This window comes from Shewanella sp. YQ_9, from assembly GCF_043103185.1.
GTDB classification, from domain to species: Bacteria; Pseudomonadota; Gammaproteobacteria; order Enterobacterales; family Shewanellaceae; genus Shewanella; species Shewanella algae.
The window spans coordinates 177,345-202,677 of record NZ_JBICJO010000033.1 but is presented as its reverse complement, the minus strand read 5'-3'; the positions used below and the strand labels follow the sequence as shown (position 1 = coordinate 202,677).

Annotated in this window: 18 protein-coding genes; 13 read left to right on the top strand and 5 right to left on the bottom strand. The window is 53.4% G+C overall.

Going from position 1 to position 25,333, the window contains the following annotated elements:
* Positions 1–32 precede the first annotated feature (32 nt).
* From msbA to ACF8D4_RS10330, 4 genes are all read left to right on the top strand, one after another.
* Positions 33–1,832: a lipid A export permease/ATP-binding protein MsbA gene (msbA, locus tag ACF8D4_RS10345; RefSeq protein WP_392464351.1), complete on the top strand. Its 1,800-nt coding sequence runs from the start codon at positions 33–35 to the stop codon at positions 1,830–1,832.
* Entirely contained in the window at positions 1,833–2,861 is a 1,029-nt protein-coding gene (gene lpxK, locus ACF8D4_RS10340; protein ID WP_028780480.1) for a tetraacyldisaccharide 4'-kinase, read from the top strand. It begins immediately after the preceding gene.
* Complete coding sequence (locus tag ACF8D4_RS10335) at positions 2,851–3,030, top strand: Trm112 family protein (RefSeq protein ID WP_025011023.1); 180 nt, start codon at positions 2,851–2,853, stop codon at positions 3,028–3,030. Before lpxK ends, ACF8D4_RS10335 begins: the two co-directional genes overlap by 11 nt.
* A 284-nt stretch (positions 3,031–3,314) precedes the next feature.
* The gene (locus ACF8D4_RS10330; RefSeq protein ID WP_028780479.1) at positions 3,315–4,040 is read left to right on the top strand and encodes a phosphotransferase; all 726 of its coding nucleotides are present in this window, start codon (positions 3,315–3,317) and stop codon (positions 4,038–4,040) included.
* Positions 4,041–4,080: 40 nt separating this feature from the next.
* Here ACF8D4_RS10330 and ACF8D4_RS10325 read toward each other — a convergent pair whose 3' ends face one another.
* The 5 genes from ACF8D4_RS10325 to ACF8D4_RS10305 all read right to left on the bottom strand — a co-directional run bounded on the left by ACF8D4_RS10325 (position 4,081) and on the right by ACF8D4_RS10305 (position 14,372).
* Positions 4,081–4,965 carry an MBL fold metallo-hydrolase gene (locus ACF8D4_RS10325; RefSeq protein ID WP_208124886.1) on the bottom strand — a complete coding sequence of 295 codons (885 nt, stop codon included), beginning with the start codon at positions 4,963–4,965 and terminating at the stop codon, positions 4,081–4,083.
* A 109-nt stretch (positions 4,966–5,074) separates the two neighbouring features.
* Positions 5,075–8,146, bottom strand: coding sequence for an efflux RND transporter permease subunit (locus tag ACF8D4_RS10320; protein WP_144224638.1), 3,072 nt, complete (start codon positions 8,144–8,146; stop codon positions 5,075–5,077).
* A complete protein-coding gene (locus ACF8D4_RS10315; RefSeq protein ID WP_392464348.1) occupies positions 8,143–11,391 on the bottom strand; it encodes an efflux RND transporter permease subunit in 3,249 nt (1,082 codons plus the stop codon). Before ACF8D4_RS10315 ends, ACF8D4_RS10320 begins: the two co-directional genes overlap by 4 nt.
* Before the next feature lie 21 nt (positions 11,392–11,412).
* The gene (locus ACF8D4_RS10310) at positions 11,413–12,468 is read right to left on the bottom strand and encodes an efflux RND transporter periplasmic adaptor subunit (protein WP_109247412.1); all 1,056 of its coding nucleotides are present in this window, start codon (positions 12,466–12,468) and stop codon (positions 11,413–11,415) included.
* A gap of 617 nt (positions 12,469–13,085) precedes the next feature.
* On the bottom strand, positions 13,086–14,372 hold the full coding sequence (locus ACF8D4_RS10305; protein WP_025011018.1) for a citrate synthase: 1,287 nt from the start codon (positions 14,370–14,372) through the stop codon (positions 13,086–13,088).
* Positions 14,373–14,784: 412 nt separating this feature from the next.
* Between ACF8D4_RS10305 and sdhC the strand changes: the two genes are divergently transcribed.
* The 9 genes from sdhC (at position 14,785) to rnk (ending at position 25,295) form a co-directional block, all read left to right on the top strand.
* On the top strand, positions 14,785–15,180 hold the full coding sequence (gene sdhC, locus ACF8D4_RS10300; RefSeq protein WP_025011017.1) for a succinate dehydrogenase cytochrome b556 subunit: 396 nt from the start codon (positions 14,785–14,787) through the stop codon (positions 15,178–15,180).
* On the top strand, positions 15,174–15,521 hold the full coding sequence (gene sdhD / locus ACF8D4_RS10295) for a succinate dehydrogenase, hydrophobic membrane anchor protein (RefSeq protein WP_025011016.1): 348 nt from the start codon (positions 15,174–15,176) through the stop codon (positions 15,519–15,521). The genes sdhC and sdhD overlap by 7 nt, the downstream gene beginning before the upstream one ends.
* Positions 15,522–17,288, top strand: coding sequence for a succinate dehydrogenase flavoprotein subunit (gene sdhA / locus ACF8D4_RS10290; protein WP_044734768.1), 1,767 nt, complete (start codon positions 15,522–15,524; stop codon positions 17,286–17,288).
* A 12-nt stretch (positions 17,289–17,300) separates the two neighbouring features.
* Positions 17,301–18,008, top strand: a complete 708-nt coding sequence (locus ACF8D4_RS10285; protein ID WP_025011014.1) for a succinate dehydrogenase iron-sulfur subunit — start codon at positions 17,301–17,303, stop codon at positions 18,006–18,008.
* A 194-nt stretch (positions 18,009–18,202) separates the two neighbouring features.
* Positions 18,203–21,025: a 2-oxoglutarate dehydrogenase E1 component gene (sucA, locus tag ACF8D4_RS10280; RefSeq protein ID WP_025011013.1), complete on the top strand. Its 2,823-nt coding sequence runs from the start codon at positions 18,203–18,205 to the stop codon at positions 21,023–21,025.
* Between the two features lie 30 nt (positions 21,026–21,055).
* Positions 21,056–22,252, top strand: coding sequence for a 2-oxoglutarate dehydrogenase complex dihydrolipoyllysine-residue succinyltransferase (gene odhB, locus ACF8D4_RS10275; RefSeq protein ID WP_392464345.1), 1,197 nt, complete (start codon positions 21,056–21,058; stop codon positions 22,250–22,252).
* Between the two features lie 77 nt (positions 22,253–22,329).
* Positions 22,330–23,496 carry an ADP-forming succinate--CoA ligase subunit beta gene (gene sucC, locus ACF8D4_RS10270; protein ID WP_025888715.1) on the top strand — a complete coding sequence of 389 codons (1,167 nt, stop codon included), beginning with the start codon at positions 22,330–22,332 and terminating at the stop codon, positions 23,494–23,496.
* Positions 23,496–24,368, top strand: coding sequence for a succinate--CoA ligase subunit alpha (gene sucD, locus ACF8D4_RS10265; RefSeq protein WP_025011011.1), 873 nt, complete (start codon positions 23,496–23,498; stop codon positions 24,366–24,368). Before sucC ends, sucD begins: the two co-directional genes overlap by 1 nt.
* A gap of 513 nt (positions 24,369–24,881) precedes the next feature.
* The gene (rnk, locus tag ACF8D4_RS10260; RefSeq protein ID WP_025011010.1) at positions 24,882–25,295 is read left to right on the top strand and encodes a nucleoside diphosphate kinase regulator; all 414 of its coding nucleotides are present in this window, start codon (positions 24,882–24,884) and stop codon (positions 25,293–25,295) included.
* Positions 25,296–25,333: the final 38 nt, after the last annotated feature.

Below are 25,333 nucleotides of genomic sequence, written 5' to 3'. Positions count from 1 at the left end.
ATGGCGACTTTGTCATAAATATAGTTTCGCTGATGAGCACATCTCAACAACGTGAAGTCTGGACGGTTTTCAGACGTTTGCTGTCCTACCTCAAGCCTCTCAAAGGGGTATTTATCATCTCGATTCTGGCGTTGATCACCTATGGGGTTGTGGACGCTACTTTTATCGCTTTTGTGAAACCTTTTATTGATGAAGGGTTTGCCAATAATTCGGTCGTTGCCGGCGTGGAGCTGGGCACCTCCAAAGGGTTTAATGCCAGCTCGGATGTGTTGACCATGGCCCCCTTCGTGGTAGTGGGGCTGTTCAGTCTTAGGGGATTGGCCAACTTTGTCTCTACCTATGGCATCTCTTATATCAGTGCCAAGCTTATTCAGGATATGCGTCAGCAGGTGTTTGAACACATACTGTCGCTGCCTGTCAGCTATATGGACAAGGAAAACACGGGTTCCTTGATCTCCAAAGTAACCTTTGACACAGAGCAAATTGCCAGAGCCTCCGGCAGCGCGCTGATCACTCTGGTGAGAGACAGTGTCACTGTCATCGGCATGCTGGGGTTGATGTTCTATTACTCCTGGAAGCTGTCGCTTTGCATTCTGCTCATTGGTCCTTTCATCGGGGTGGTGATTGCCGTTGTCAGTCGCCGCTTCCGTAAGGTATCGCGGCAGATCCAGGGCGCCATGGGGTCAGTGACTGCAGTGACTGAGCAGATGATCAAGGGCCACAAGAACGTGTTGTCTTTCGGCGGTCAGAAGACTGAGGCTGAGCGTTTTGCCAAAGTTAACGATCAAAACCGCTATCAGAACATGAAGTTGGCAGCGGCCCAGGCCATCAGCCAACCGCTTATTATGATCATAGGTTCCTTTGCATTGGCCTTTGTACTCTATGCTGCCAGCTTTGACAGCCTGAAGGATGAACTGACCGCGGGTACCTTTGCCACTATCCTGGGTGCCATGCTCGCCATGCTGCAGCCCATCAAGAACCTCACCCGGGTTAACGCCGAGTTTCAACGCGGTATTGCTGCCTGTACCACAGTGTTTGAGTTGCTGGATACTCCGGGGGAGTCCGATAGCGGCACTCACACAGTAGAGCGGGTTGAGGGTAATCTGCGTTTCGATAACGTCAGCTTTGGTTATCCGGGGCAGGAGCGTCTGGCGCTTGAGAATATCGACTTTGAAGTGCATCAGGGGCAGACTCTGGCGCTGGTGGGTCGCTCAGGCTCGGGTAAGTCGACCATCGCCAGTCTGGTGACCCGTTTTTACACTGGGCTGAAACAGGGGGAGATCACCCTGGATGATGTCAGTATTTACGACTATTCACTCAAGTGTCTGCGTAGCCAGGTCGCTTTGGTGTCGCAACAGGTCACTCTTTTCAACGACACCATAGCCAATAATATCGCCTATGCCTATCCAGGTGAGGCGACTCGCAAACAGATAGAAAACGCCGCCAAATTGGCCTATGCGATGGAGTTTATCGAAACCTTGCCCCAAGGACTGGATACCGAGATAGGTGAAAACGGCGTGATGTTGTCCGGTGGTCAACGCCAGCGGATCGCCATTGCCAGAGCCATCCTCAGGGATGCCCCTGTGTTGATCCTCGATGAAGCGACCTCGGCACTGGATACCGAATCAGAGAAGGCGATTCAAAAGGGGCTGGATAACCTGCGCCGCAATCGTACCTCGATAGTTATTGCCCACAGACTGTCGACCATTGAAAGTGCCGATCAGATTTTGGTGGTCGATCAGGGCAAGATCCTCGAGCGCGGCACGCATCAGAGCCTGCTGGAAAAGGATGGGACGTACGCCAAGTTGTACCAGATGCAATTCGGAGGTTAAGTGGAAGCTCTGCTTAACCGTATCTGGTATCAGAAGCATTGGGGAAGGTGGTTGCTTTGGCCGCTTTCCTGGTTGTTTGCCTTGCTCAGTGGCCTGAGACGCCTGGGGTTTAAACTTGGGCTCAAGGCCTCGCAAGCTTTGCCCGTACCCGTGATCATTGTCGGCAACATTACCGTCGGCGGCAGTGGCAAGACGCCTACCGTTATCTATCTGATTGAGTTGCTCAGGCACTATGGTTACCACCCAGGGGTAATAAGCCGTGGTTATGGCAGTGGTCAAACCGAGCCGAGACTGGTGCCCCAAGGCGCCAATCCAACGGATTTTGGTGATGAGCCGGCGATGATAGTGGCCCGCACTCAAGTGCCTATGGCTGTGGGAGTGGATCGTATAGCCACCGCCGAGTTGCTGCTGGCGTCCGCTGATGTGGATATTATTATCAGCGATGATGGTTTGCAGCATTATCGACTGGCGCGGGATATTGAAGTGGTGGTGCTCGATGCCAGCCGCCGCTTGGGTAATGGCATGTTATTGCCTGCAGGTCCCTTGAGAGAGGGTGAATGGCGCTTGGAGAGTGCCGATTTCGTTATTCACAACGGTGAAGCCAGCGATACTGTCAGAGAGTTTGGTATGCAGCTCATTCCCGGTGCAGTACTGAGTGTCGCAGGGGAAAACCAGACTCAGGCCCCCACAGCGCCTATGGCGGTAAAAGCCATGGCTGGTATCGGTAATCCGGAACGTTTTTTTGAAACTCTCTCTCAGATGGGGTTCAAGCTCGAAGCTCAAGAGGTCTTTGCCGATCATCAGGCCTACAGTCTGGAGGCCTTGGCGCCACTTGGCGATGAACTGCCGCTGCTGATGACAGAAAAAGATGCGATCAAGTGTCGCGAATTTGCAAAACAACACTGGTGGTATTTGGCCGTCAATGCCAAGCTATCACCCCAATTCGATGCCCAATTGCTGACTCGGGTGCGAGAGGCAATGGCAAGCAAACAAAAGGCAAACCAAAAAGGACAGTCTGATGGCGTTTGATAAGAAACTATTGGAAATCGTAGCCTGCCCCATATGTAAAGGCAGACTGGAGTATGACAAGCAGGCACAGCAACTTATCTGTAAGGCAGATAGGCTGGCTTATCCTATCAATGATGGGATCCCTGTGCTGCTGGCTGACAAGGCCGAGCCTTGGCAGGAAAAGCAATAACAGCCCCTGTCCGATCCCCCCAATCCGCAACAGCGGATTGGGGTCTACATTTCTACTTCCCTCCCTGGCATCGTCTCCCTCTTTTGTATTAGTTGTTGTGTTTGGAAATTGTTAATTTCATTCATCAATTGTTTTTATCATTAAGCCTCTGTGGTATTAGTCTCTGAAAATGCGTTAAATAGCAGGGTTTTAGCCTAAGTGAATTTGCTTTAATAGCCATTCCCTAAGATACTAATAAGAATTTTCTGTGAACCACCACCAATTCTTGGAAGGGAGTCCTGTCCATGGAGCAACCTAAATTCAATCAATATGTTCTGCGGGTGCTGGAAGCTCATCCCGGGGAGCGTATTTGCTCGTTTGAATATGAGGGTAAAAAATACTGGCTCAAACAGGCAGAGACTCTTCAGGGGGCCATGCGGGTGTTGAAACCCAATCCTCAACTGGCGCTGGAAAAAGAGAAACAGACTCTGGAACATCTGGCCAGCCGCTCAGCTCCTGTGCCGCGCATTGTTCAGTCCGATAAGGGCTACTTTGTCGTGGAAGATGCCGGTGTGACAGTCAAAGACTGGTTGGCACTCAAATCGCAGGATCAGCAAGGCATGCAGCAGATCCTCAATGACAGCGCCGCTGCTTTGGCGGGTTTGCACAGTATGGGCTTGGCCCACGGCCGTCCGGCACTAAGGGATATCAGTTGGCAACAGGGACAGGTAACCTTTATCGACTTTGAAGCCAATCAAAAGGGTAAAGACATGCTGATGCAGCAGATAAGGGATCTGCTGGTGTACATTCACAGCTTATACCGCTACATGGGGCCGGCCAACGAAGCGATTGCCCAAGCGATAGCCAGTTATCGCCAAGCCGGTGGTGAAGCTATCTGGCATGAGACCAGAAGTTTCCTGGTCAGTTGGCAGTGGCTCTATCTGTTGCTGAGGCCGTTTCGCGATATAGGCGGCCGTGATCTCAAGCCCATCTATTGGGTGTTGTGGCATTTTCGCAATATTCCTGCCTGAGCCTTGCCGAGTCAATAAACGCCTACAACTGAGAGGGCAGTCATTCCTCGGTTAATCCCTGATACAGGGTCTTGACCCAGCGCTCCTTGGGGATGAACTGCCAGCCCCATTCCCGCCATGCTTGGGGCAGTTCCATTGCCTGCATCTGTTCGAGAGTCATGCCGCGCTGCTTGCCCTCTTTCATCCAATTGATGCAGTCATCCAGCATATGTTTGAACCTCAGGAGATCGGCCTTATTGGCCAGTTCACCATGACCTGGGATAACCAAGGTATCCTGATCTATGAGTTCAAGCACGGCCGCGACATTGTCTCTGTAGCCGATGACTGAGCCGCCGTGGTCGAGATCGATAAAAGGAAACCTGTCTTTAAAGAAGAGATCGCCCATATGCACCAGTTTGCGATCCTGCCACAGCACCAGGGTGTCACCATCCGTATGCCCTGGGCCCAGATGAATAAGTTCCAACACCTGGTTGTTGAAGTGAATTTTCAGTCCCTTGTCATAAGTGATAACAGGTAGCGCCTTCTTTTGGGTTGCTTTCTCATTCAACCGCTTGAGCACATTCTCGTGGGCAATAATGTTGGCGTTTTGGCCAAAGTACAGATTGCCCCCGGTATGATCGCCGTGAAAATGGGTATTGATGACAAAAGCCGGATGGCCCGGCTTGAGACCTTGTAGTGCCGCAGAAATCTTCTCTGCCAGCGGCGCAAACTGGTCGTCTATGATGAGCAGTCCATCCTCCCCGGCACTGACACCTATGTTGCCGCCGGCGCCGGTCAACATATAGCGACCTGGCAGCAGTTCATGAGTGGTTATCTTGACCTCGGCATAGGGATTCTTGGCATAGGAATTGTTTTCCGCCGCGGCAGCCAAGCTGACAAGTGTAAACAGCACGAGTGATGTAAAGCGTTTAAGCAAACCTGGCATGGGAACTCCAAATAGTTGAGTGCTGGGATAAAGCTAGTTCGCTATTGATGTCCGGGCAATAAAAAAGCTGCCATGGCAGCTTTTTTATCTGTTCTGCGGTGTTTTGGGCTCAGGTCCAGGGCAGCAGGCGCTGACTGAGTTTGAGCGATTGCCCGAGCCTGATGGCCGCATTATGACGCAGGCGGAAGAAGGCCTGGTAACACAGAGGCACCAAATAGAGACTGGTCAGGGTGGAGAAACTCAAGCCGCCTATGATGGCAATCGCCATAGGTGAGTATGGCGGGCCACCGCCGCCTATCTGAGTGTCTCCCAGCGCCAGAGGAAGCAGGCCCAGAACTGTGGTCCCAACCGTCATCAATACCGGCCGCAAGCGGGTGACACAGACAGAGGCGATGACCTCAGACAACTGCTCCAGTGGCGGCGTCATCTGATTGATTTGATCCACCAGCACTATGCCGTTGTTGACCACTATCCCCATCAGGATCAGTATGCCTATCATGGCCATCACGGACATAGGCGTGCCGCTCAGCCACAGGGCCCAGAATACCCCTGTGATGGAGAAGAGTATGCTGGTAATGATGGCGCTCGGCAGCAGCAGCGACTCAAACAAAGCCGCCATCACTATATAGATCATGGCAATCGCCAACACCATGTTGATCAGCATGACAGACTCTTCCTCGTCCTGACGTTGAAAGCCGCCTCTGAGTGAGTAGTCATAACCATGGGGGAAGTTGACATGCTTGAGCGCCGCCATGATCTGTTTCTGTGCCTCTTCCATACTGAGATCTTCAAGGTTAGCGCCTATGGAAAGTGCCGTCTGGCGATCATAGTGACGAATGACATCGAATCTGGGGACAATTTCCACCTTGGCCAGACTCTCCAGCGAATAGACCTTGTTGTCCTGCCGCACTATGGGCAATTGTTTTAGCCGCTCCAGCGACTGACGCCAATCACGTTCAAAGGCCAGTTCGATTCTGAGCTCACCACTGGGATCGTGGCGAAATGAACGCAGTGCCGCGCCCCGCAGTGCCAGGGAGATACTGCCGGCAATATCCTTGATGCTCAGCCCCAGGCGGGCGGCCAGCTCTCTGTCTATCTGTACTATCACCTCCTGCTGGGCACCGTTGAGCTCTGAGCGCACATCATGCAGGCCCTCTATGTTGGAGAGCAAAGGGATCACCTGTTCACTGAGGCGAATAAGCTCTGAGGTGGAGCGCCCGGTCAGTGTGACTCTGACGCCGGACTCATCGCTGCCCCAGCCAAACTGAGGCTTGGCAATGGAGAACTTGGGAAATCCTTCGCGGATCCGCTTTTTCAGCTCGGCGACATCTTCCTCCAGATCCGGCTTCAGCAGTATGGTGGAAGAGGCATCCTCGGGAGAGTAATAGCTGTAGACGGCATCTATGTGGAACTCTTCCTTATGGGCATAGAGGTAGTCTTCCATCTGGCTGACCATGGCCTCGGTGACCGCCAGGCTGTGACGTCCTTCCAACTGGTAGTTGATGTAGAAGCGCTCCTTGCTTTGGCTGTCCTGACTGTCCTGTTTCACCAACGACAGCGGCAGGGCGGTTGACAGCAACATCAGCAGTGCCAGGCAAGTAGCGGTTTTCGGGTGCTGCAATATCCAGTTGAGACTGGTGTGGTAAGACTTCTGCAGCCGCGATGCTTTCTCGACCCGCTCAAACCTGAGTTGCAGTTTTGACAGCATCAAGGGGATCAGCGTCTTGGCCACCAACAGCGAGGCTGCCAGCGAAATGCAGATGGCGATGGCAACGTGTTCGAGGAAGATGGTCAGCTCCACTTTGACCCCGAAAATATTCGGCAGGAACACTATCGCCGTGGTCAGGGTGCCGGCCAGCACCGCCAGCGCCACCTTGTCGACCCCGTTGAGGATTGCCCGATCGCCAGTGTTGTTGGGGCTGTCATCAGTATTGTTATCGACAGCGCCATGTTGCTGCTCCTGCAACACACTCTCTGTGACCACCACGGCATTATCAATCAGCATACCTATCGCCAGCAACAGCCCCATCATAGAGAGGATATTGAGGCTGTAGCCGAGAAAGTACATGCCGGCCAATGTCATGCAGATGGAGATGGGTACGGAGGAAACCACCACCAGGGTCATGCGCAGGTTGCGCAGGAACAGGTACAGCACGGCAAAGGAGAGCAGGGCGCCCAGCAGGCCGGACATCAACAAGTCCTTGAGCGACGATTTCACTCCATGGGCCTGATCTTCCATGATAAACAGCTTGATCCCCTGAAATTGCTTATCCTCTCTTGCGGCCTCAATCACTTTAAGCACCCTGGTCGAAACCTCCACCAGATTGGCACCGGATTCCTTGAACACATCCAGGCCGACGGCATATTTCTTATCCAGATGGCGGCCCTCGGTGGCTTCAGGCAGGGCGAAATTGACTTCGCTGATATCGCCCAGGGTCAAACCCGGCAGCAATACCAGCGCCTTGATCTCTTCGAGATTACGGAACTCGCCCTTGGGAGACACCTGATAGACCCGGCCGTTGTCCCTCAGGTTGCCGCCGCTTATCACAAAGTTTTCTGCCGCCAGACGCTTGTGAATGGCGGGAACACTCATGCCACTGGCAGCCAGGCGCTGGGCATCGAGACGTATCTCTATCTGTTTTTGCTCCACGCCATAGAGGGTGACCTTGGAGACGCCTTCCACCCGCTCCAGTGGCCGTTTGAGCTGTTTTTCCAGCAGATCGAAGGCGCCGGAGAGTTCCCGCTCACTGGAGATCCTGATATTCAGCATAGGCATGTCGGCGGTGGAGAACTGCATGATAAACACCCGCTCCACGTCGGTTGGCAACAGATGGCGCACCGCATCCACCTTCTCCCGCGCCTCCAGGCTGCGGGCGGCGACGTTTTCACCCCACTTCATTCTCACTTCTATCTCGCTGCCATCCTGGCTGGAACGTGAGCGCAGCTCATCGAGTCCACCCATGGTGGCGAGTGACTCTTCCAGGACATTGGTGATGTCGCGTTCCACTTCCGCCGGAGAGGAGCCTTTGTAAGGCACCTGGATGAAGATCCGCGGTATCTCTATCCCGGGGAACATCTCCAGCGGCAGCAAGCGGCTGGCGGCCAGACCAAAGAGCAGAATGGCCACAAAGAACATGCTGGTGGTCACCGGGCGCTTGAGCGCCAGTTTGGTCAGGTTCATGCGCCTTCTCCCATGGTGGCCGGCTCGGCGTACTGTTTGCGGTCGAACAGGGCATAGAGCACAGGAATAACCACCAGAGTCAGCAGAGTCGACAGGCTGAGGCCGAAAATGACAGTGATCGCCATGGGGGCACGCACTTCACTGCCGTCCCCTAAGCCTATTGCCATGGGCAGCAGCCCCAGATTAGTGGTCAGTGTGGTCATCAGTATGGGTCTTAAACGCGATGCTGCCGCTTGCTTGATGGCGTCGAGACGTTGTTTGCCGCTTTGCCTGAGCTGATTGATCCTGTCTACCAATACTATGGCGTTATTGACCACTATCCCGGCCAGCATGATAAGGCCGATAAAGACGATGACAGACAACTGGGTGCCGGTTATCGCCAGGCCGTAGATACTGCCGCTCAGTGCCATGGGTACAGCCATCAGGATAAGCAAGGGGTGCAGCAATGACTCAAACTGACTGGCCATCACCAGATAAACCAGGAATACCGCCAAGATCAGCGCTATCTTCAACGACTGGAACGAATGCTCCATCTCTTCATTCTGACCGCCGAATCGGCTCTGCACCGAGGCGGGCAGCGTCAGTTGGCTGAGAATACGCTTGGCACTGGCCACCGTCTGATTGAGATCGCCATAGGCCAGATTGGCCGACACTATGGCTACCCGCTGCTGGCTGATGCGATTGATTGCCGAAGGTCCCAGAGTCAACGATACATCGGCCACGGCGCTCAAGGGGATGGGCTGCGGGCTGGATGGGTTGATCAGCATGGCATCGATATCGCTTATCTGATTGCGTTCATCCAACTCGCTGCGCACTAGAATATCTATCTTGCGCTCCCTGAGAGTGTATTTGCTGGCTACGGTACCGCCAACCCGCTGGGCTATGCTGGTGGCCACGGTTGGTGCATCCAGGCCAAGGGCGGCCATTCTGGCGTGATCAAAACGGATACTCAGCTCCGGCTGACCGTCACGCAGGCTGCTGCTGACATCGACAAAGCGGGGATCGCCCTCCAGCGCCTTAACCAGTGAAGCGGCCGAGGTTTTCAACTGTTCCAGTTCATAGCCGGACAACTCTATCTCCAGCGGAGTCTTGAAGCTGAACAGCTCGGGATATTGGATCTGCGCTTCCAGCTCGGGAATAGTGCGCAAAGTGCTGCGCAGTTTGGCGGCAACTTGGTCAAACGCGCGGTGATCGGCCAGCACCACCTGCAGACGCCCCCAGTTTTCACCGCCGCGCCGGGTATCCGAGGTCATGAGACCACCGCTGCCGGCCTGGCTGTATGCGTGTTTCACTTCCTCTCTGTCTTTGATAGCCAGCGCCAGACGCTGCAATACGGCATCGGTTTGGCTCACCTCACTGCCGGGAGGCAGCAGGATTTCCACATAGAATTCGCCTTGATTCATCGGTGGGATCAGCTCCATTCCCAGGCGGCTCATCAAGACGCCAGAGATGGCGGTGACCGCAATGGCCAGCGCCAGAGTGATGCCACGGAACTTGAGCGCCAGGTTCAGCAGCGGCCGATAGCCATCGGCCAGCCAGCCGTAGCAAAGGTTAAACAGTCTGGACAGCGGCTTCATCACCAGGGATACCAGCCACACCAGCAGCCGGGTGACGATTAATACCAGCGTCAGCAGCAATCTTGGCAGATAGCTGAGCAGCAACAGGAAAGGGAAGGTAAACACAGTGGCGCTGTAATGCTTGAGCTTGCCAAGCTTACCCGCCGGAGGCTGCGGTTTGTCACGCTTGACCAGTTCCGGCAACATTGTGAAGCCTTCGCGGGAAGCCAACATAGGAATCGAGGTGAGGGCAACCAGCAAAGAGGCCAGCAGGGCGAAAGTAACGGTCAGGGCCTGATCGGCAAACAGGGCTCCGGCAATGCCGTCGACAAATACCAAGGGTACAAATACCGCCAGCGTGGTCAGGGTGGAGGCAAAAATCGCCCCGGCCACCTCTTTGGTTCCTGTGATGGCGGCCTGACGGCGATCCATCCCCTGGGCCTTGCACCTGTCGATGTTTTCCAGCACCACGATGGCGTTATCCACCAACAGCCCCACCGCCAGCGCGATACCGCCGAGCGACATGATGTTAAGACTGATATCGGCAAAATACATCATGTTAAAGGTGGCTATCACAGAGAAGGGGATAGAGATGGAGATGATCAGGGTAGGGATGATGTCTCGAAGGAACAGGTAGATCACCAGCATCGCGAGCAGACTGCCGATAAGGGCTGATGAAGTCACTTCACTGACGGCGCTTTCGATAAACTCCGACTGATCGTAAATTATCTCGGGCACTGGCGTGGCGCTGTCTTTGGCCTCGGAGCGCATCTGTTGCAACTGGCTCTTAAGCTTACTGGCTACGGCTACCGTATTGGCATCGCCCTCCTTATAGATGGCGAGCTCAATGGACTCCTTGCCGCCGATGCGAGTAATATCGCTGCGCTCTTTAAAGGCATCCGTCACCTCGGCTATCTCGCCAAGACGTACCAGGGTATTGCCCTTTTGATAGACAATCACATTGGCCAGCTCATCGAGGGAGTGGAACTGGTTAACGGTGCGCACCAGATATTCGCGGTCGCCCTGGATCACCTTACCGGCAGAAAGGTTGACGTTTTCTTCACTGATGCGATTGCGAATAGCTTCACTGCTGAGATCCAGCTGCGCCAGTTTCTCTTGATTGAGCAGAATATGCACTTCCTGCTCCAGCCCGCCGGAAAGGCGCACGGCAGCGACTCCGGAAAGTGACTCGAGATCCCGCTTAAGCTCCTCTTCGGCATAAGTCCGCAGCCGCTTGAGCTCGGCTTCCGTGGCCTTGGGGGCCGGCAGTGCCAGGCGCATGATGGGATCGAGATTGGGATTAAAGCGCAGCAACAAAGGCTTTTTCACATCCAGCGGCAGTTCTATGGTGTCGAGTTTTTCCCGCACATCGAGACTGGCCATATCCATCTCTGTGCCCCATTCAAATTCGAGCACCACATCGGACATACCGGAGCGGGAAATCGAACTTATCTGCCTCAGCCCTTTAACAATACCGACCGCTTCCTCGATAGGTTTGGAGATAAGCTGCTCCACCTCCACGGGTGCCGCGCCCTCGTATAGGGTGCGTATGGTGAGTGTGGGGTAGCTCAAGTCAGGCAACAGCTTTACCGCCAGACGGGAGAAACCCACCATGCCGAACAGGATAACGGCCAGCATAAACATCCAGACGGTCACCGGACGCTTGACCGAAGTGGTAATAATAGACATAAGAGGTGGTCCTTGTGACAGTTAGTTGGCCTTGGCCAGATCCAGCGGAGCTATCACTTCCACCAATGATTGATCCTTGAGATTGTGTTGACCGCGAACCACCACTTGTTCACCAGGACTGATGCCCTCGGTGATTTCCACTTTATCGTCCTGGCGGTAACCCAGTTTGACCTCGCGGCGCTGCGCCTTGCCCTCTTCGATAACATAGAGCGCCTTGCGATCATCTTGATTGATGACGGCGTTATAGGGCACCACTATCACATTATCGTGGGTGTCGTATCTGAGTTCCACCCGGGTAAACATCCCGGCCTTGAGACTGGCATCCTGATTGGGGATCGAAAGGGTTACCTTGAAAGTACCGCTGGTGGCTTCCACCACAGGACTTATTCTAAGTACCTTGGCCGCCACTTGCTGCTGGCGGGAACTGATGACTTCGGCTTCCTGACCTATGCGCAAACTGCTCAGTTGCTGCTCCGGCAGATTGACTATGCCGTAGAGCTCATCCTGATTGACCAGGTAGAACAGCTCTTCAAACTCCTTGGCCATATTGCCCTGTTTGACAAAACGTTTGGCGACGATGCCATCTATGGGAGAGCGGATTTGGCTTTCTTCCACCTGCAGTTTGGCCAAGTCCCGACGCGCCTTGGCGGCTTGCAGGTTGAATTCCAGTTTGGCCATGGCATCGGCACTGACAAACTCACGGTTATTCATTTTCTTCAGCCGGTTGAGCTCCTGCTCGATGATTTGCACCTCGGCTTCGGCCTTATCCAGTTCATAACGTTGGCGACGGGAGTCTATCACCGCCAGCAACTGCCCCTTGGTGACTCTGTCACCTTCCTCGACTTGCAGAGCTTCTATCAACCCGGCAATACGGCTGACCACATGAGCTTCTTGTGGCGCTTCCAGTGTGGCTGTGGTGGCGTAGAAGGAGGAAACCTGGCCTTGAGTGACTATGCTGGTCTCGACCGGAATGGCAAAGGCTTGTTGTTCTTCTTCCTGCTGCTGTTCGCTGCAGCCGCTGGCCAAAGACCCAAGCAGCAAAACAGTGCTCAGGGTGTAGGTGAGGTTACGCTTCATGTGAAAGTCCTTATCTTGATCTTTGTTGCGATAAAGCAAAACCAATGCCAATTTTTAATTTCCTTTTAAAACAATGACTAATGATATTTTGGTGTCTACCTCATTGAGGTGTTTGATGCCGATGTAGCAAAAAAGTTTATTTTGTGATGATTTTTACCAATGTTGCTCAGTATAGCGTCTGCGCAAGCGGCTGAGTTGAGGCCTGGGAAGTGACCGCACTGCGCAGAGCTGATGGTGTAATACAGTTCACGGCAAGCGAGGGAATCACTCATTCGCTAAAGGCGGCGCTATTGAGGCTTGGTAACATGAAGTGGGCACTAAGGGTTGGTGACATTAGGGTTGGCGGCATTAAGAGTTAGTGGCGGTAGGAGTTAGTGACATGAAGAGTTGTACAGGATGCGGCTTTAGCGGGTGAACCGGCTTTTGAGAGGTGAGACAACAGCAAGTGAGCTTAAGAGATAGTGGGTTAGGCGAGGGCCAATTTGCAGAACAAAGTTAGCAGCTGGCTGTCGAAAGTGAAGCCTGGCTGGTTTCCCCTTGATCACGCGACATGCTTGAACACAAAAAAGGCGCCTAAGGCGCCTTTTTTCAATGAGTTAGACTTAGCGTTGTCAGGCTCAGCGTTTGTCCAGTTCCACGAAGTCGCGGGATGTGGCACCTGTGTAGAGCTGACGTGGACGGCTGATCTTGTGACCAGGCTGATCCAGCATCTCTTTCCAGTGAGCAATCCAGCCAACGGTGCGGGCCAGGGCAAAGATAACGGTAAACATGGAGGTTGGAATACCAATCGCCTTCATGATGATACCTGAGTAGAAGTCGACGTTTGGATAGAGCTTCTTGGAGATGAAGTACTCATCTTCCAGTGCGATACGCTCAAGTTCCATGGCGACATCCAGCAGAGGGTCGTTAACCTTGAGTTCAGCCAGCACTTCGTGACAGGTTTCACGCATCACTTTGGCGCGTGGGTCAAAGTTCTTGTAAACCCTGTGACCGAAGCCCATCAGACGGAAAGGATCATCCTTGTCTTTGGCGCGTTCGATAAACTCAGGGATGCGATCCACAGTGCCGATTTCTTCCAGCATACGCAGACAAGCTTCGTTGGCACCACCATGGGCAGGTCCCCACAGCGAAGCGATACCGGCAGCGATACAGGCAAATGGGTTGGCACCCGAAGAGCCCGCCAGACGCACGGTAGAGGTTGAAGCGTTCTGTTCATGGTCGGCGTGCAGGATAAAGATGCGATCCATGGCACGTTCAACTATCGGGTTCACCTTGTACTCTTCACAAGGTACCGCGAACATCATCGACAGGAAGTTACCGGCATAGCTCAGATCGTTGCGTGGGTACACGAACGGCTGACCTATGGAGTACTTGTAGCACATGGCGGCAATGGTCGGCATCTTGGAAACCAGGCGGAAGGCTGCAATTTCACGATGACGGGCATCGTTGACATCCAGAGAGTCCTGATAGAAAGAAGACAGGGCGCCTGTTACGCCACAAAGCATGGCCATTGGGTGAGCGTCACGACGGAAGCCTCTGAAGAAGAAGGCCAACTGCTCATGCACCATAGTGTGAGTTTTAACTGTGTAGGCAAACTTCTCATACTCTGCCTTGGTTGGCAGCTCGCCGTACAACAGCAGGTAACAGAGATCCAGATAGTCGGATTCTGTCGCCAGTTGATCTATCGGATAGCCACGGTGCAACAATACGCCCTGTGCGCCATCGATATAGGTAATTGCAGATTCACAGGAGGCCGTCGCGAGAAATCCTGGATCAAAGGTAAAGTAGCCTTTACTGCCGAGTTTACTGATGTCGATTACGTCGAAACCAGCAGTTCCTTGTTTCACTGGCAGTTCAATCGAGTCGTTCCCTGGTAATTCCAATTTGGCTTTTAAATCAGCCATACCCCGTTCTCCTTACTTCATTCTTATGTGAGTGCGGCATGTCAAACGGCCATTACTTTACAGCCAATCTAGATCACATTTCAATTTAAATAAGCGTTTAAATTCGTTAGACCATGGTATAGGTAAGACCAATTTCCCTGATAACACCAGCACTTATCCTGAAAAAAGCTCAAAAAAACAAAATTTGGATAATGTGATGTTTGTATTTGACATTTACGGCGAGTATACTTGCTCCGGCTCGCAAGAGCTGCAAACGGCGGGCTTGGTTAGCATATCACTAATTAACTAATTTTGTGTGTTGTCAACAAGTTAGCTTTTTGTTTCAACTTTCTTTTGTGAAACCCTTCTCTGTGACTTCAGTCACGGAACTGTGTAAGAGCAAAATCGGTTCACATAACAAAAAAAATGCTCAATGGAGCTGAGTGAGCAGAACGTGAAAAAGCAAAGACCTGTCCATTTAGATCTGCAGACCATTCGCTTCCCGGCGACTGCAATTGTGTCCATTCTGCACCGGGTTTCCGGTGTCATCATGCTGTTCGCTGTTGGTATACTCCTGTGGTTGCTGAATGCCTCGCTGGCATCGGCCGAGAGTTTCCAAGGCGTACAATCTCTGTTAGACAACTTCGTGGTGAAGTTTATCCTGTGGGGCATTCTGACCGCACTGGCTTACCACTTGCTGGGCGGCTTGCGTCACCTGGTAATGGATACCGGTCGTTGGGAAGAGTTACCTTCGGGTAAAGCATCGGCCAAGGCAGTATTTGTCCTGACCGCAGTGTTTTCTGTATTAGCGGGGATCTGGGTATGGTAACCAATGCAGCGAGTTTTGGACGCAGTGGTGTTCATGACTTCATCCTATTACGCGCAAGCGCCGTTATTCTGGCCGTTTACACTATATTCCTGGTCGGATTCGCAGCTTGCAGTTCACCTCTCACCTACGACGTCTGGCATGGGCTGTTTGCTTCACTGCCGATGAAGGTCTTTACTCTGTTGGCGCTGATTGCGCTGCTGATCCACGCCTGGATCGGTATCTGGCAGGTACTGACAGACTACGTCAAAAACGTAGCACTGCGTGGGGTTTTACAGTTTGTCTTTGTCGTGACCGCCTTTGCTTATCTGGCGTCAGGCATAGTAATAGTGTGGGGTGTTTAAGTGGCTATTCCAGTACGCGAGTTTGACGCTGTCGTGATTGGTGCCGGTGGTGCCGGCATGCGCGCAGCACTGCAGATTTCCCAAGAAGGCAAGAGCTGTGCGCTCCTGTCCAAGGTTTTTCCTACACGTTCTCACACGGTTTCGGCTCAGGGCGGGATCACTGTTGCTCTGGGTAATGCCCACGAGGACAACTGGGAACACCACATGTACGACACGGTAAAAGGTTCCGACTTCATCGGCGACCAGGATGCCATCGAGTACATGTGTCAGACCGGCCCCGAAGCTGTTATCGAGCTGGAGCAGATGGGTCTACCATTCTCACGCTTTGAAAACGGCACTATTTATCAGCGTCCTTTCGGCGGTCAATCCAAGAATTTCGGTGGTGAGCAGGCGGCCCGTACCGCGGCTGCAGCTGACCGTACCGGCCACGCTCTGCTGCACTGCTTGTACCAGCAGAACGTCAAGAACAAGACTCAGGTATTCTCCGAGTGGTATGCCCTGGATCTGGTTAAAAACGAAGACGGTGCCATCGTAGGTTGTACTGCAATCGAAATTGAAACCGGTGAAATCGTTTACTTCAAAGCCAAGGCCACTGTATTGGCTACCGGTGGCGCCGGTCGTATCTTTGCCTCTACCACCAATGCTCACATCAACACAGGTGATGGAGTTGGTATGGCTGCCCGTGCCGGGGTTCAGCTGCAGGACATGGAAATGTGGCAGTTCCACCCAACCGGGATTGCCGGTGCCGGTGTTCTGGTGACTGAAGGTTGTCGTGGTGAGGGCGGTTACCTGCTCAATAAGGACGGCGAACGCTTTATGGAGCGCTATGCGCCCAACGCCAAAGACCTGGCATCCCGCGACGTGGTTGCCCGCTCCATGATGACAGAAATTCGTGAAGGCCGCGGTTGTGAAGGTCCTATGGGCCCACACCTGAAGCTGAAACTGGACCATCTGGGCAAAGAAACCCTGGAAGCGCGTCTGCCTGGCGTATGCGAACTGTCCCGTACCTTTGCTCACATAGATCCCGCCGATGGCCCAATTCCGGTTATCCCGACCTGTCACTATATGATGGGTGGTCTGCCAACCAAGGTATCCGGTCAGGTGATCCACAAGAACGCCGATGGTACTGAAGAAGATATCACGGGCCTGTTCGCCGTGGGCGAAATCGCCTGCGTATCGGTTCACGGTGCCAACCGTCTGGGTGGTAACTCACTTCTCGACTTGGTGGTGTTCGGTCGTGCGGCCGGTCAGCATCTGGGTAAAGCGCTGGATGAAACCGCAGATCCCAAGGCTGCGACTGAAGCCGACATACAGAAGTCTCTTGAGCGCCTGAATCGTTGGGAAAGCAATAAAGACGGTGAAGATCCAGCGGTTATCCGTAAAGATCTGCAGATGTGCATGCAGCTGAACTTCTCGGTGTTCCGTAGCGGTGATGCCATGGCCGAAGGCCTGAAAGAATTGCAGAAAATTCGTGAGCGTCTGGCCAATGCCAAGCTGTCTGACAATTCCAGAGAGTTCAACACTCAGCGTATCGAGTGTCTGGAACTGGATAACCTGATGGCGACAGCAATCGCTTCTGCTTACGCAGCCAACTTCCGTACCGAGAGCCGTGGTGCTCACAGCCGTGAAGACTTCCCTGAGCGTGATGATGCCAACTGGCTGTGCCACAGCCTGTTTGACCCTGTCAACGAAACCATGTCCACCCGTGAAGTGAACATGGCGCCCAAGACACGTGAAGCCTTCCCGCCTAAGAAGCGTACCTACTAAGGAGTTGCGAAGATGAAATTGGATATTGCAGTTTATCGCTACAATCCTGATGTAGATACCAAGCCCTACATGCAGGATTACAGCCTGGAAGTGGCTGAAGGTTCAGATATGATGGTGCTGGATGCCTTGCTCAAGCTTAAAGAGCAGGATCCAAGCCTGTCTTTCCGCCGCTCTTGTCGTGAAGGGGTTTGTGGCTCCGACGGCATGAACATGAATGGCAAAAACGGTCTGGCCTGTATCACGCCTGTGTCTACCTTCAAAGGCAAGAAGATTGAAATCCGTCCTCTGCCCGGTATGCCAGTGGTGCGTGACCTGGTGGTTGACCTGAGTCAGTTTTACAAGCAATACGAGAAGATCAAGCCGTACCTCATCAATGATGAGAAGAAGCCGGCCCGTGAACATCTGCAATCACCGGAGGAGCGTGCTCACCTGGATGGCCTGTATGAATGTATCATGTGTGCCTGTTGTTCTACGGCTTGCCCATCATTCTGGTGGAACCCGGACAAATTTGTTGGCCCCAGTGGTCTGCTGCATGCCTATCGCTTCCTGATAGACAGCCGTGATACTGCGACCGAAGAGCGTCTGAGCGAGCTGGATGATGCATACAGCGTCTTCCGTTGCCACGGCATCATGAACTGCGTGGATGTTTGTCCGAAAGGCTTGAACCCAACCAAGGCCATCGGACACATCAAGTCCATGTTGCTGAAGCGGGCTGTATAAATGCAAGACGACGAGCTTAATCCAATAACTACATAGGCTCGTAGGGAGTCACTTTCTCTGGGCAGGAAGTGGCTCTTTTGTGTGTAAAGGACTACAAAAGGCCGTAACATCCGGATGTCCCAGGGGCGGCTGAGACCCTGCCAAGGCAGGGAAAATATGGCTAAGCACGTGTATCAAGTTTGAAAGGATAAGAAATGCACCAAGGCAGCATGAAAGCCTGGCTCGAATCATCTCACTTGAGTGGGGCGAACTCGACCTACGTTGAAGAGATGTATGAAGCCTACCAAGAAGACCCCACCTCGGTATCTGATGACTGGCGTGCGGTGTTTGAGCAACTCCCTCCCGTGAACGGTGCCTCTGCTGATGTACCCGAAGCTTCTCACTCCAAGATCCGTGACTATTTTCGTTCTCTTGCACAGGAAGGCCGCAGCAAAGGTACCAGCCGTGTGTCCGATCCTGATGTGGACGCCAAGCAGGTAAAAGTTCTGCAATTGATCAACGCCTACCGTTTCCGTGGCCACCAGAATGCCAATCTGGACCCACTGGAGCTGTGGAAGCGCGACACAGTTGCTGAATTGGATCCGGCTTTCCACGGCCTGAGCGGCGAGGATATGGAGCGGGAGTTCAACACAGGTTCTTTTGCTTATGGCGGTGATACCCTGAAACTGGGTGAGCTGGTGAAGGCGCTCAAGGCGACTTACTGCGGCTCTATCGGCGCCGAATATATGCATATCACCGACACCGAGGAGAAACGTTGGATCCAGCAACGTCTCGAACCTTCACTGGGTAAGGGCAGCTATGATAAGGCCGTCAAGACCCGGATCCTTGAAGGATTGAATGCCGCCGAAGGCATGGAAAAATATTTGGGTGCCAAATTCCCCGGTGCCAAGCGCTTCTCCCTAGAAGGGGGCGACTCGCTGGTGCCTATGATGCGCGAAATTATCTATCGCGCCGGTGAAGCGGGTACCAAAGAGATAGTCGTGGGTATGGCTCACCGTGGCCGTCTTAACGTTCTGGTTAACATTCTGGGCAAGCGTCCTGCCGAACTCTTTGACGAGTTTGCCGGCAAGCATCATGAGACGCTGGGTTCAGGGGACGTTAAGTACCATCAGGGCTTCTCTTCCGATTTTGAAACGCCCGGTGGCAATGTCCACCTGGCTTTGGCGTTTAACCCTTCACACCTGGAAATCGTTAACCCGGTAGTAATGGGTTCGGTACGCGCCAGACTGGATCGCCGCGGCAGCGAAGATGGCCTGCAGGTCATGCCTATCACCATCCATGGTGACTCGGCCATTGCCGGACAGGGCATAGTGCAGGAGACATTCAATATGTCTCAGACCCGTGGCTTTAAAGTCGGCGGCTCTATCCGCATTGTGGTGAACAACCAGGTGGGCTTTACCACCTCCAACCACCAGGATGTGCGCTCAACCGAATACTGTACCGATATCGCCAAGATGGTGCAGGCGCCGATTTTCCACGTCAACTCTGACGATCCAGAAGCTGTGGCTTTCGTATCTCAGCTGGCGGTGGATTATCGCAACACCTTTAAGCGTGACGTCGTTATCGACCTGGTGTGCTACCGCCGCCATGGTCACAACGAGGCCGATGAGCCAAGCGCGACTCAGCCACTGATGTACGCCAAGATCAAGAAGCACCCAACGCCACGTAAGATCTACGCCGACAAGTTGATTGCCGAAAACAGCATTGCGGCCGACGATGTCACCGCCATGATCAACAGCTATCGTGACGCGCTGGATCAAGGGGATTGTGTGGTCAAAGAGTGGCGTCCAATGACGCTGCACACTGTGGACTGGACTCCTTATCTCAACCGCGAGTGGGATGAGTCTTTTGAATCCGGTATGACCCGCGAACGTCTGCAGAATCTGGCCGACAAGATAAGCTATGTGCCGGAGAGCCACAAGCTGCACTCCCGGGTTGCCAAGATATATAACGACCGCGTCGCTATGGCCAAAGGCGAGAAGCTGATGGACTGGGGCTTTGCCGAGACTCTGGCCTATGCCAGCATCCTCGAAGACAAGCAAAGAGTCAGGATCACCGGTCAGGACTCGGGTCGTGGTACCTTCTTCCATCGCCACGCCGTGCTGCACAACCAGAACGATGCCACTACTTACCTGCCGCTGCGCCATGTGGCCGAAGAGCAGGGCCCTATCGACATCACTGACTCTGTGTTGTCTGAAGCCTCAGTGCTGGCGTTCGAGTACGGTTATGCCACTGCTGAGCCAGGCGGCCTGACTATCTGGGAAGCCCAGTTCGGTGACTTTGCCAACTGTGCCCAGGTGGTTATTGACCAGTTCCTGTCATCCGGTGAGCAGAAGTGGGGCCGTCTGTGCGGTTTGACCATGTTACTGCCTCACGGCTATGAAGGTCAGGGTCCGGAGCACTCCAGTGCTCGTCTGGAGCGCTTCCTGCAGCTGTGTGCCAACCACAATATGCAGGTGTGTGTGCCTTCGACTCCGGCTCAGGTCTACCACATGCTGCGTCGTCAGGTGGTGCGTCCAATGCGTCGTCCGCTGGTGGTAATGTCTCCCAAGTCACTGCTGCGTCACCCGCTGGCAGTGTCTTCCATGGATGAGCTGGCCAATGGTCAATTCCAGAACGTTATCGGTGAAATCGATACATTGGATGCCGCCAAGGTTGATCGCGTGGTGTTCTGTAGCGGTAAGGTTTACTACGAGCTGCTGGAACGTCGCCGTAAAGAGAATATCGATAACGTCGCTTTGGTGCGGGTCGAGCAGTTGTATCCCTTCCCACACGAAGAGATGGCAACAGCACTGAAAGACTATCAGCATGTGACCGACTTTGTTTGGTGTCAGGAAGAGCCTCAGAACCAAGGTGCCTGGTATTGCAGCCAGCATCACTTCTGGGCAGCCATTCCCAAAGGTGCCCAGCTCAGCTACGCTGGCCGTGACGCCTCTGCAGCGCCGGCCTGTGGCTACCCTGAGTTGCATACGCATCAGCAGGAATCACTGATCACTAGCGCATTAAAACTGAAGTAATAGAAATTTATACAAAAAGGAAAGCTTTCCATGAGTATCGAAATCAAGGTACCTGTACTGCCCGAATCTGTTGCCGACGCGACTATCGCCACTTGGCACGTTAAGCCTGGTGAGCCGGTTTCCCGTGATCAGAACCTGGTTGATATTGAAACAGATAAAGTGGTGTTGGAAGTTGTAGCACCCGAAGATGGCCAGATCAGCGAACTGCTGTTCCAGGAAGGGGATACCGTCCTGGCAGAGCAGGTTATCGCCAACTTCGTCGCCGGCGCAGTTGCCGGCCAGGAAGTGAGCAAAGAGCAGGCTGAAGCCGCTGCACCAAAGGCTGAAGAAGCCGCGGAAGAAGGCAACGATGCCCTGAGCCCATCCGTACGCCGCCTGATAGCCGAACACAACCTGGATGCCGCTAAAATCAAGGGCACAGGTGTGGGTGGCCGTATCACCAAGGAAGATGTGGAAGCCTTTGTTAAGTCCAGCTCTGCCAAGCCTGCTGCAGCTGCTGCCACAGCACCTGTGACCCTGGCGGGCGATCGCAGCGAGAAGCGCGTACCTATGACGCGTCTTCGCAAGACTATCGCCACTCGTCTGCTGGAAGCCAAGAACTCCACCGCCATGCTGACCACCTTCAACGAGGTCAACATGAAGCCTATTATGGACATCCGTAAGAAGTATCAGGAAGTCTTTGAGAAGAAACACGGCATCCGTCTTGGTTTTATGTCTTTCTATGTGAAAGCGGTAACCGAAGCGCTGAAGCGTTATCCAGAAGTCAACGCTTCTATCGATGGCAGTGACATCCTGTACCACAACTACTTCGATGTCAGCATCGCCGTTTCCACGCCTCGCGGCTTGGTAACGCCTGTACTGCGCGACACAGATACCATGAGCCTGGCCGATATTGAAAAAGCGGTTCGCGAACTGGCTATCAAGGGCCGTGACGGCAAGCTGACAGTGGAAGATATGACAGGTGGTAACTTCACTGTGACTAACGGCGGAGTGTTTGGCTCCTTGATGTCGACCCCTATTCTTAACCTGCCACAAAGTGCAATCCTTGGCATGCATGCCATCAAGGACCGCCCAATGGCAGTCAATGGTCAGGTGGAAATCCTGCCCATGATGTACCTTGCTCTCTCATATGACCATCGCATCATTGATGGTCGTGAGTCAGTTGGCTTCCTGGTGACCATTAAGGATCTGCTGGAAGACCCAACTCGTCTGCTGCTGGACTTGTAAGCGCCGCCAGACAATAACCTCGTGACTGGCCCCTCGGGGCCGGTTGGATTTAAAACGTAGTATACGGATAGATCATCATGAATTTGCATGAGTATCAGGCAAAAGCCCTATTTGCCGAATATGGTTTACCAGTGTCAGAAGGCTATGCTTGTGACACAGCTCAGGAAGCTGTTGAAGCAGCCGGTCGCATTGGCGGAAACATGTGGGTAGTCAAGTGCCAGGTGCACGCTGGCGGCCGCGGTAAGGCAGGTGGCGTTAAAGTTACTGGCGACAAAGAAGAGATCAGAGCCTTTGCCGAACATTGGCTGGGCAAGAATCTGGTAACTTATCAGACTGATGAAAAAGGTCAGCCAGTTGCCAAGATCCTGGTTGAAAGCTGTACTGATATCGCCAACGAACTCTATCTGGGTGCCGTTGTCGACCGTGGCACTCGCCGCGTCGTGTTTATGGCTTCTACCGAAGGTGGTGTGGAAATTGAAAAGGTGGCCGAAGAGACCCCTGAGCTGATCCACAAAGCCATTATCGACCCTATCACAGGTCCTCAGCCTTACCAGGCGCGTGACCTTGGCTTCAAGCTGGGTCTGAACCCAACTCAAATCAAGCAGTTCACCAAGATCTTTATGGGTCTGGCGACCATGTTCCTGGAGCATGACTTTGCCCTGCTGGAGATCAACCCTCTGGTGATCACCACCGAAGGCAACCTGCACTGTCTGGACGGCAAGATTGGCGTAGATGGTAACGCTCTGTTCCGTCAGCCAAAGATCAAAGACATGCATGATCCTTCTCAAGATGACCCACGTGAAGCCCACGCCGCCAAGTTTGAACTGAACTATGTGGCTCTGGACGGTAACGTAGGTTGCATGGTAAACGGTGCCGGTCTGGCCATGGGTACCATGGATATCGTTAACCTACACGGTGGCAAGCCAGCCAACTTCCTCGACGTAGGTGGTGGCGCGACCAAAGAACGTGTTGCCGAAGCCTTCAAGATCATTCTGTCTGACAGCAATGTGAAGGCCGTTCTGGTGAATATCTTCGGTGGTATCGTGCGTTGTGACATGATCGCCGAAGGTATTATCGGTGCAGTGAAAGAAGTCGGTGTGAAAGTGCCTGTGGTTGTGCGTCTGGAAGGTACCAACGCCGAGCTGGGCTCTAAAGTTCTGGCCGAATCAGGTTTGGATATCATTGCTGCGACAAGTCTGACCGACGCTGCTCAGCAAGTAGTTAAAGCTGCGGAGGGCAAATAATGTCTGTTTTAATCAACAAAGATACCAAGGTTATCTGCCAGGGTTTTACCGGCGGTCAGGGTACTTTCCATTCTGAGCAGGCGATTGCCTATGGTACTCAGATGGTCGGCGGTGTGTCTCCAGGTAAAGGCGGCACCACTCACTTGGGCTTGCCAGTATTCAACACTGTGAAAGACGCTGTTGCCGCCACCGGCGCCACTGCATCTGTTATCTATGTACCTGCGCCTTTCTGTAAAGACGCTATCCTGGAAGCCATCGATGGCGGTATCGAGCTGATCGTTTGTATCACCGAAGGTATCCCAACTCTGGATATGCTGCAGGTAAAAGTGAAGCTGGAAGAAACCGGCGTGCGCATGATTGGCCCTAACTGCCCGGGTGTTATCACCCCCGGCGAATGTAAAATAGGCATCATGCCGGGTCACATCCACAAGCCGGGTAAGGTGGGTATCGTTTCCCGCAGCGGTACTCTGACTTACGAAGCCGTTAAGCAGACTACTGACGAAGGTTTCGGCCAGTCTACCTGTGTCGGCATTGGTGGTGACCCAATCCCTGGTACCAACTTCATCGACGTACTGGAAATGTTCCAGAACGATCCTCAGACAGAGGCCATAGTGATGATAGGTGAAATCGGCGGTACCGCCGAAGAAGAAGCGGCGGCTTACATCAAGGCCAACGTCACCAAGCCTGTGGTCTCTTACATTGCCGGTGTGACTGCACCAGCAGGTAAGCGTATGGGCCATGCCGGCGCCATCATTGCCGGTGGTAAGGGGACAGCCGCTGACAAGTTCGCCGCTCTGGAAGCCGCGGGCGTGACTACCGTACGCTCGCTGGCCGAAATCGGCAGCGCGCTGCGTGAGAAGACCGGCTGGTAAGCACAGTCGTTAAGCTCACAAAAGGCGCCGCAAGGCGCCTTTTTTGTTGGCTGCTGTGATGAAGCTCAGATGCCCCCGGCTGGATATTTGATTGGGAAAAGGTTAGATTGGGGCTAGGCTATCCCTTCGGGGAGTCTTGGTGCATTAATGCGCTAAAAAATTAAAAAATTCAAATTGTTATCAATCATCTTTCTCTGGGTTGTGGGTTTGTTGTTATCAGGAGCCGGGTAATGGGTTGCGCCAGAGCAGCCACTGGCGCGGGTATCCGGATAAACCCAGAGGGTTTGATGCAGTGTTAACACAGACTTCAGCGCCGTATTGGTTCGCCCGATGCGGCGCTGAAGTGCAATTCGGGGGCGAAAGACCTCGAGATAGTTGATTCAAGCTGAATGAGTCTGAAACGCCTGTCAGGCGATTTTCAGCGATTGGGTATTGGTGTCAACCCTCAATGGGGGAAGGGATGACCCGATTTGGGGCCGCTCAGGCGGCTTTTCTGAAAAGTAGAGGATTGCTGTGAGTACACAACCTAATATCGTAATTTCTGAAGTGGATCTGGAGCGCCTGGAGCGTTTACTGGATTCATTGCCGGCCAATGCCTTTCCCGGCCATCAAGCGCTTGAGGCTGAGCTGGAGCGGGCGGAAATCAGGCCATCCAAGGAGATGCCGGACAATGTGGTGACCATGAACTCTGAAGTTCGTTTTCGTATGTCTTCCTCCAATGAAGAGTTCACCTTGCGTCTGGTTTACCCAAAAGATGCCGATGGCAGTGCCGGTAAAATTTCAATTCTGGCTCCGGTTGGCGGCGCCTTGTTGGGCTTGGCCCAGGGTGATGAAATTGAATGGCCGGGCCCGGGTGGCGGCACAGTGAAAGTGCGGATTGAAGAGATTATCTATCAACCGGAGCGCTCAGGTGATTTTCACCGCTGAGCACCGGAGCCGGTAAGGCTCTTGAACGGATACGGGAG